This is a genomic window from Euryhalocaulis sp., assembly GCF_013911995.1.
Classification (GTDB): Bacteria; Pseudomonadota; Alphaproteobacteria; order Caulobacterales; family Maricaulaceae; genus Euryhalocaulis; species Euryhalocaulis caribicus.
The window spans coordinates 89,370-97,942 of record NZ_JACESD010000005.1 but is presented as its reverse complement, the minus strand read 5'-3'; the positions used below and the strand labels follow the sequence as shown (position 1 = coordinate 97,942).

General features: G+C 66.7%; 10 protein-coding genes. 1 reads left to right on the top strand and 9 read right to left on the bottom strand.

Features of this window, described 5'->3' with window-relative positions; all coding sequences use genetic code 11:
* On the top strand, nt 1-706 hold a 706-nt coding region (locus H2040_RS02535; protein ID WP_287154138.1), incomplete at its 5' end, for a mechanosensitive ion channel family protein.
* Nucleotides 707-743: 37 nt separating this feature from the next.
* Here H2040_RS02535 and H2040_RS02530 read toward each other — a convergent pair.
* From H2040_RS02530 to H2040_RS02490, 9 genes are all read right to left on the bottom strand, one after another.
* Nucleotides 744-1,352, bottom strand: a complete 609-nt coding sequence (locus H2040_RS02530; protein ID WP_022697072.1) for a DUF4870 family protein — start codon at nt 1,350-1,352, stop codon at nt 744-746.
* 105 nt (nt 1,353-1,457) lie between these two features.
* Nucleotides 1,458-1,802, bottom strand: coding sequence for a DUF4870 family protein (locus H2040_RS02525; protein ID WP_287154135.1), 345 nt, complete (start codon nt 1,800-1,802; stop codon nt 1,458-1,460).
* Between the two features lie 55 nt (nt 1,803-1,857).
* Complete coding sequence (locus H2040_RS02520; protein WP_022697070.1) at nt 1,858-2,160, bottom strand: hypothetical protein; 303 nt, start codon at nt 2,158-2,160, stop codon at nt 1,858-1,860.
* 35 nt (nt 2,161-2,195) lie between these two features.
* Nucleotides 2,196-2,996 (bottom strand): nucleotide-binding protein, encoded by an 801-nt coding sequence (locus H2040_RS02515; protein WP_287154132.1) that lies wholly within the window; start codon nt 2,994-2,996, stop codon nt 2,196-2,198.
* Nucleotides 2,993-4,000 (bottom strand): flagellar biosynthesis protein FlhF, encoded by a 1,008-nt coding sequence (locus H2040_RS02510; protein WP_287154130.1) that lies wholly within the window; start codon nt 3,998-4,000, stop codon nt 2,993-2,995. Before H2040_RS02510 ends, H2040_RS02515 begins: the two co-directional genes overlap by 4 nt.
* A 46-nt stretch (nt 4,001-4,046) precedes the next feature.
* Nucleotides 4,047-6,167, bottom strand: coding sequence for a flagellar biosynthesis protein FlhA (gene flhA / locus H2040_RS02505; RefSeq protein WP_502709319.1), 2,121 nt, complete (start codon nt 6,165-6,167; stop codon nt 4,047-4,049).
* 9 nt (nt 6,168-6,176) lie between these two features.
* A complete protein-coding gene (flbD, locus tag H2040_RS02500) occupies nt 6,177-7,541 on the bottom strand; it encodes a sigma-54-dependent transcriptional regulator FlbD (protein WP_287154126.1) in 1,365 nt (454 codons plus the stop codon).
* 15 nt (nt 7,542-7,556) lie between these two features.
* Entirely contained in the window at nt 7,557-7,931 is a 375-nt protein-coding gene (gene fliN, locus H2040_RS02495) for a flagellar motor switch protein FliN (RefSeq protein ID WP_022697065.1), read from the bottom strand.
* 12 nt (nt 7,932-7,943) lie between these two features.
* Nucleotides 7,944-8,570, bottom strand: coding sequence for a FliH/SctL family protein (locus H2040_RS02490; protein WP_287154124.1), 627 nt, complete (start codon nt 8,568-8,570; stop codon nt 7,944-7,946).
* Nucleotides 8,571-8,573 lie beyond the last annotated feature (3 nt).

Here is an 8,573-nt window from a genome sequence, read left to right as displayed (position 1 = left end):
GGGTCAGGCGGGCGTGGCGGGACTGGCCATCGGCTTCGCCCTGAAAGACACGGTGGCGAATTATATCGCCTCCACCCTCCTCACCCTGCGCCGCCCGTTCGAGGCCAACGACATCGTGCGCATCGGCGATCAGGAGGGCACGGTCGCCCGCCTGACCCCGCGCTCCACCATTCTGATCACCACGGACGGCAATCATGTCTCCGTTCCCAACGGGACGGTGATCCAGTCGGTCATCGTGAACTTCACGCGGCGGCCGCAGCGGCGCTTTTCGTTCGAGGTGGGGATCGGCGCGGCGGACGACGCCGGCAAGGCCTGCCGCGTCACGCGGGACGCCATCGTTGCGACGCAGGGCGTGATCGCCGATCCGGCCCCGGCCTGCATCGTCAAGGCGTTCGGCAATTATAACCTGATCCTGGAGGCGTCCGGCTGGGTCGACCAGCGGGCCAGCAGCTTCCTGTCGGTGCGGGGCCTGGCGATCGCGGCGGTGCGCGACGCGCTGCTGGCGCAGGGCATCGACCTGCCCGATCCGATTGTGCAGGTGCGCCAGCTGGGCGAAGCGGCGCCGGCCGAGGCCGCAGCGCCGAAAACCGCGCGGACCGACCTTCAGGACATGGCCGAACAGCAACCGGAATCCGAAGCCGCCGAACAGGCCGCGCGCGAGGCCGAGGAAGGCGAGAACCTTATGAAAAAGGCGGCGCCCGAATGAGCGCCGCCTTGTTTCAGGCTTGGGTTTTCCGTCCCGCCTAGATCAGCCAGGTCTTGGGATCGGGGATCGGCTTGTTGTCGAGCAGCCGGACGACGCCGACCACCAGCCGCAACAGCCACCACACCGCCAGTGCGATGAAGAGCGGTATGCCGATAACCACGAAAATCAGGATGAAGCAGATCACCGAGCCGGCAAGACCGATCCAGAACGTGCGGATCAGATATTCATAATGGCCGGCCAGAACGGGATTTTCCGTGTCCCGCTTCAGATAGGCCAGGATCACGCCCACGATCGCGGCGATGCCGCCCGTCACGAAGGTCGCGAGATAGAGGATATAGGAAACAATCGCGATGGTGCGGTCGTCTGAATCGGCAATGGATGAGCGCGCCTCGCTATAGGAGCGCGAGGCTTCGTCGCGCGCCGCCGAGGCGGCCTTGGAGGCGCGGTCCTGCGCCGAGCGCGCCGCCGAGCTCATCTTCTCGCGGGTTTCGGACGATTTCTGTCCGCCGGACGCGCTCTGTTCCGCGCCGCCGCCCGCCGCCGCGGTGCGGTCCATCGCGACATCTTCCGGGCTGCCGCCTGTGTCGGCGGCGTCCGTGTCCGGCTTTTCAGGGTCGTTGGGGGTAGGCTCTTTGGGGTCAGCCATTTGGGAAAGCATCCTCACTCTGGAGACTATTTCCCCTGATAGATGATCCGATTGCGGGTGAAACTCAAGGTCTGCGCGCGGAAATCGGCGAACGCACGCGCCCTGTCAAAGCCCGAGAAACCAGCTGCGGGGCGAGGGAATGGCCTGATTGCCCAGCGCCTTGACCAGCCCGATGACCGAACGCGCCAGGAACCACAGCGCGGCGAGAAACCAGACCGTCTTGGCCAGACCCAGCGGCCAGACCACAAGCCCCAGGACCGCCAGCAATATGCCGATCCAGAACGTCCTGATCTGGAACACGAAATGGGAGTTCGGCCCTAGCCCGCCCATGTTCAGCTTGAGATAGGCGAGGATCACTCCGATAAGCGAGAGCAGCCCGCCCGGAATGGCAAAAAGCACATAGATAATAACGGCGTAGGTTTTCAGCTTGTGCGGATCGCGGTCTGACATGGCGGTCCTCGAAATCCCGGTCTGCTGGCGGCTCTGTGACGATAACCGGCGCGCCCTAGCGCCGGCGGTACATGCGCTTCAAAGCGAAAATCGCGCCAATCGCGGCGGCATAGAGCGCCGCGCGCAGGATCAGGACGTCGCCGGGCTGCTGGGTGAAGCGGTCGCCCGAGCGCGCCAGCGCCGTCCACGGCGCGGCGCCGCCCAGCATGTGGATCAGGCCCATGACGGCGTAATCGGCGATGAGCGCCAGCGCCACGGCCAGCGCAAGCTCCTTCCAGCGGCCGACCAGAAAGGCGGCGACCGCAGAAACGGCGGCCATCACGGCGTAATCGACCGGCGTTAAGGCGTCGAACGGCATAATCCCTCCCCCCAGAGTGAACGGCCGATACTATATCAGGCCGCCCGGGCGGCGGGATCCCCTGCAAGAAACGCGGCCAGACGGCTGACATCGCCCGCCGCCTGGCTATCCGGCGCGCGCTCGAACAGCGGTTTCTGACGGCGGATCGCGTCCTTGGCGCGCGAGTCACGGCGCACCGCGCCGGCATATTCCGGGGTGAAGCCGAGGAAGGTCGTGCAGGTCTTCGCAAACCCCTCATAGGCGCCGCGCGCCTGATTGAAGGTCTCGCTCATATTCAGCGCGAGGAACGGTTCGGCGGAATCGTCCCGCAGGCGCAGCATCTTCACGAAGGCATAGGCGTCGGTCATCGAGGTCGGCTCATCCATCAGCACGACCAGAACATCGTCCGCCGACATGCAAAGCCGCATCAGCGCGGGCTCGACGCCCGCGGCCAGGTCCACCAGCACCCGGTCATATTTCAGCGACAGCCCGGCCAGCGCCGCGGCGAGCGAGGCCGCTTCCTCTTTCGAGATTCCGGCCATGGCGCCGGAGCCGGAGCGCCCGGCGATAACATCGAACCCGCCCGCGCCGGCCCCGCCCATGGCGGGCGTGACGGCGTCTTTCAGCTCCCGCTCCCCCGTCACGACGGCGGACAGGTCGTGCGGCGGGGTCAGGCCCAGCTGCACGTCGACATTGGCCATGCCCAGATCGCCGTCGAACACCAGAACGCGCTCGCCGCGCCGGGCGAAGGCCTGCGCCAGCGAGGCGGAGATAAAGGTCTTGCCCACACCGCCCTTGCCCGAGGCGACGGCCAGGATGCGTCCGGCGGGGGCGTGCGGCGCTTGTTGAGCATTCATGCGGCGGTCTCCTCTTCCCAGACCAGGTCGGTTTCGCCGCCAGACGGGTCTTCCAGCAGGAAGCGCGCAAGGCGCAGCGGCGTGGCGGGGGCGAAACCGCCCCCCAGATACGGCGTGGCGGAAAACTGCGCATAGGCGAGGCCGCCGGGCCGGGCGAGGCTGACCAGCGCGCCGCGTCCGCGCACCGCATCCAGCTTGGAGGCGATGGCGCGGCTGGCGCCCAGTTCGCCCGCGCGGCGCGCCAGCATGCTGGCCTCTTCCCGCGCCATGCCGGAATCGATGACCAGGACCGGATCGGCCCCGGCGGCGTCGATCAGGTCCACCATGGCGGCGACATCGCGGCGGTCATAGAGATTGGCGGCAGGGGCGTCGACGATCACGAATTCATCCTCGCCCGCCCCGTCCACGATGCGGGCCAGCGCGTCCAGATCCTCCGCCACGTCGAAAGCCGCGCGCGTGGCCTCGGCATAGCGGCGTAATTGATCGGGGGCGGCGGCGCGCGCCCAGTCGGCGCAGACCAGCCGCGCGGACTCGCCGTTTAGCGCGGCGCGGGCTGCCAGCTTGGCGGCGGCGGAGGTCTTGCCCGCGCCCGCCGGGCCGATGAGAACCACCGCGCCGTCCAGCGCCGCGGAGACCGGGCGGAAGCGGAAACGGGTTTCCAGCGCCAGCGCCAACGCGGCGACCGGCGAATCCTCATCCAGCGAATCCGCGGCGCGGCCCAGAGAGTCCGCCATCTCGCCCTCCACCCCGTGGGCCGAGAGAATGGCGCCGATCCGGCCGAGGCTTTCAGGCTCCAGCCCCGCCGCGGCCAGGGGGCCGCGCGAGGCGGCGTCCGGATCCAGCTCCGCTCCGCCATCCGGCTTCGCCTCGACCGCGGCGCGCACTTCCAGATTGCCGCCCTCGGTGGCGCGCGTCGTCACGATGATGGCGTCCGGCCCCATTTCCCGGCGCACCAGAGTCATCGCTTCGGCCATGTCCCGGACGATGAAGGACCGCAGCCTCATGGCGCGGTCCTCTCACATTTATCCGGCGTGAACCCTGCCCGCCTCATCAAACCTGCCCGGCGGTCCTGAGCCGCGATTTGGGATGGACCTCGTTCTGCGACATGACCGGGGTCTGGCCGCGGAAGCGTTCGATCAGGGAGCGGACATAGGGGCGGATGGCCGGGCTGGTCAGCAAGACCGGGGCCTCGCCGCGCTGCGCGGCCTCGTCAAATGCGTTCCGGACGGCGGTGACAAATTCGTGCAGCTTGGTCGGCGGCAGGGCGAGCTGGCGCTCGTCCCCCTGCCCGATCAGGGATTCGGCGAAGGCCTGCTCCCATGGCGGGGACAGGGTGATGACGCTGAGCGCGCCGTCGGGGCTGATATTCTGATGGCAGAGCTGACGCGCCAGGCGGGACCGTACATGTTCGGTGACCGCATTGAGATTCTGCGAGTGGGAGCTGGCCTCGGCGATACCCTCCAGAATGGCGGGCAGGTCGCGGATGGAGACGCGTTCGGCCAGCAGGTTCTGAAGCACGCGCTGGATGCCCGACCGGGTGATCTGGCTGGGCACGATATCGTCCAGCAGCTTCTGGTGCTCCTTGGACAGCTCGCCCAGAAGCTTTTCGGTCTCCGCGAAGGAAAGCAGCTCCGGCATGTTGTCACGGAGAATTTCCGTGAAATGGGTCGCCAGAACCGTGGCCGGGTCGACAATGGTGTAGCCGCGGAAGGTCGCTTCCTCGCGCATATTGTCGTCGATCCAGGTCGCGGGCAGCCCGAAAGCGGGTTCCTTCACATGCTCGCCGCCCATATCGATCTGCGCGCCGCCGGGATCCATCACCAGAAGATGGTTCAGCTTCAGTTTGCCCTCGCCCGCGCGCATTTCCTTGACGCTGATCGCATACTCGTCGCTCTCCAGCACCATGTTGTCGAGGATGCGGACCGAGGGCATGACGAAACCCATTTCCTGCGCCAGAGACCGGCGCAGCGCCTTCAGCTGGTCGGTCAGGCGGCGGCCCTCGACCTCATTAATCAGCGGCAGCAGGCCGTAGCCCAGCTCGATCTTCAGGACATCCATGGCCAGCGCTTCTGAGATCGGCGCCTCTTCCGGCTCTGTTTCCTGCTGTTCGATGGCGACGCGGGCGACCTCGGCGGCGTTGGCCTGCCGCGTGCGGCGGTGAATGACATAGGCGCTGCCGCCCGCCAGCACGGACATCAGCGCGAAGGGAAGCAGCGGCATGCCCGGCAGAAGGCCGGCCATCATGGCGATGATGGCGACCATGGTCAGGCCCTGCGGATAGCCGGAGAATTGCGCAACCAGCGCCTTGTCGGCCGCGCCCTCCACGCCGGCCTTGGAAACCAGCAGGCCGGCGGCGATGGAGATGATCAGGGCCGGGATCTGGGAGACCAGGCCGTCGCCGATGGTCAGCTTGGTGAAAGCGTTGGCGGCGTCGCCGACCGCCATGTCGTGCTGCATGATCCCGATGACCATGCCCGCGACGATATTGATGCCGGTAATCAGCAGGCCCGCGACCGCGTCGCCGCGCACGAATTTCGACGCGCCATCCATCGAGCCGAAGAAATTGGATTCCGATTCCAGCTCCTTCCGCTTGGCGCGCGCCTCGTCCTCGCTGATCAGGCCGGAGGAGAGATCGGCGTCGATCGCCATCTGCTTGCCGGGCATGGCGTCCAGCGAGAAGCGCGCCGCCACTTCGGCGATCCGGCCCGAACCCTTGGTAATCACGACGAAGTTCACGATCACCAGGATGATGAAAACGATGATCCCGATGACGTAGGAGCCGTTCATCACGAAGGCGCCGAACGCCTCGATAATATCGCCCGCCGCGCCAGTGCCCTCGTGCCCGTGCGAGAGGATCAGCCGCGTGGAAGCGATATTCAGCCCCAATCGCAACATGGTCGCGATCAGTAGCACCGCCGGGAAGGCGGAAAATTCCAGCGGCTTGTTGATGAACAGCGCGGTCATCAGGACCAGCACCGAGAAGGAAATCGAGATCGCCAGCGCAAAGTCCAGCAACCAGCGCGGCATCGGCAGGATCAGCATCACCAGAATGGCGAGAATGCCGACCGCCAGCGCCACGTCGCCGCGCAGCGGCGAACGCACAATCGCGTTCCAGTTCCAGGCGGGGGCGCCGGAAGCGGGTGCGTCAGAAGTGGCTGTTGTGTCCGACACCTAGCGCGATCAGGCCGCTTCGCCGGCGCGGGACTGGCCGGACTGGGGCACCTGGACGCCCTCATCGATATAAAGCCGCAGCTTGTTGCGCAGCGTGCGGATGGAGATGCCGAGGATATTGGCCGCATGCGTGCGGTTGCCCAGGCAATGCTCCAGCGTGTCCAGGATCAGTTGCTGTTCGACCTCGGCCACCGTCTTGCCGACCGCGCTCTGCGCCGCTTCGGCGGTTTCGGCGGCGCGGCGAGCGGTATTGTCCTCGCCCGGCGTATAGACAGACCCGTCCGGCATGCGGATGGCGTTGCGCTCTATCTCTTCCTCGCGGGAGAGCAGGACGGCGCGGTGCATGGTGTTTTCCAGCTCCCGCACATTGCCCGGCCAGTTGCGGGTCAGCAGCAGGTCGCGCGCATCCTTGGAGATGGCCTTGTGGGACAGGCCGTTGGCGGCGGCGTATTTCTTCCCGAAATGGTCCGCCAGCGCCAGAATGTCGGCCGGGCGCTCGCGAAGGGCCGGCAGGTGCAGGTTCACCACGTTCAGGCGGAACAGCAGGTCTTCGCGGAACTGGTTTTCCGAGACGGCCTTTTTCAGGTCCCGGTTGGAGGTGGCGATGATGCGGATATCGACCTTTACGGGGCCGGAGCCGCCGACACGGTCGATCTCGCGCTCCTGCAGGGCGCGCAGAAGCTTGGCCTGCAGGCGGGCGTCCATCTCCGAGATTTCGTCCAGCAGAAGCGTGCCGCCGTCGGCTTCCTCGAACTTGCCGATGCGGCGGGCCGTGGCGCCGGTGAAGGCGCCCTTCTCATGGCCGAACAGTTCGGATTCCAGCAGGTTTTCCGGGATGGCCGCGCAGTTCACGCTGATGAAGGGATTCTTGGCGCGCCTGGACTTGGTGTGGACATAGCGGGCCATGACTTCCTTGCCCGCCCCGGACTCGCCGGTGATCAGGATGGAGGCGTCAGAGCCGGCGACCTGATCGGCCAGGCCCGTGATGTCCTGCATCGCGGGATCCTGCGCGATCATCGCGCGCTCGTCGTCGGAGACCGCGGCCAGAACGGCGGCGATCATGTCCGAGTCCGGCGGCAGCGGGATGAATTCCTTGGCGCCGGCGCGGATGGCCGCGGCCGCCGCTTCCGGGCGCACGTTCACGCCGCAGGCCACGATCGGCACATGGATGCGCTCGGCCTCGTTCGCGGCAATCAGCGCCGCGATATCCAGATTGAGGTCCACCATGATGAGGTCGGCCCCCTGCCCGGCGCACAGCGCGCGGGTGGCCTGTTCGATGCTATCGACCTGGGAGACTTTCGCCCCCCGCCGGTGCGCGATGGAGGTCGCCTCCGAGAGCTGTCCGCTGAGTGATCCGACAATAAGAAGCCGCATTGTTTTCGCCCTTCCCTAGTTCGCGCCGTTGTCTTTGATGATCTCGGTCATCGTCACGCCCAGCCGTTCCTCGACCAGCACAATCTCGCCGCGCGCAACCAGGCGGTTGTTAACGTAAATATCGATCGCTTCGCCGACCTTGCGGTCCAGCTCCAGCACGGTTCCCGCGTTGAGCTTCAACAGCGAGGCGACATCCACATAGGTCTTGCCCAGAACGGCCGAGATGTTCACCGGCACGTCGAACACGGTCTGCAGATCCGCCGCCGCCTTCACGCCGCCATCCTCATCCAGAATTTGCGCTTCCTGCCCGCCCGTCGTGGTCAGGGCGTTGGCGTCCTGCGTGTCCTTCTGGTTCTCGAATTCGGGTAGATCCAGATCATTGTCGCTCATGGCGATTCCTTTCTAGGCCGCCTGTTCTTCATCATCGCCGCCGCCCGCCGGGGCGCGGCCCATGCGGCCACGGACGAGAGTCTCGATCCGCGCCGTTGTCTCTTCAGGGTCGAAGGTCACCGCGCCTTCGTCCCAGTCCAGGCAAACCATGCCTGAGGCTGCGTCCTCGACCGGGTCGACGCGCAGCATGCCTTCAAAGCCGATCTCGGCGACGGCCTGCTCCAGCGCCGGTTTCAGCCGGTCCATCAGATGCGCCGGAACGCGGGCGCGCAGGCGCGGCGCGGCGCGCAGCTCGCTGGCGCAGGACTCGATCAGATCGGTCAGCTCCGCGTCCGGGTAGCCGGCCAGCGCGGCGCCGGCGATCTTCCGCGCCGCGGTCAGGGCCAGTTCGGCCGCGTCGGCGCGCAGGGAATCGTGAATGGAGGCGGTCTGGCTCAGCGCCATCTGCATCTGGCCGGCCAGCGTCTTCAGCGCCTGCGCGGCCTCGGCCTCCATGCCCTGCCGGCCCTCTTCGCGGGCCTTGTCCTTCTCGGCTTCCACTTCCTCCAGCGTCAGGACGCGCTTGGTCTCGGCCGAGCGCAGCACTTCGCCGTCCGCCGAGAACTCGGTGCCGAACTGGAAGGGTTTTGCGTTCTTCATCGT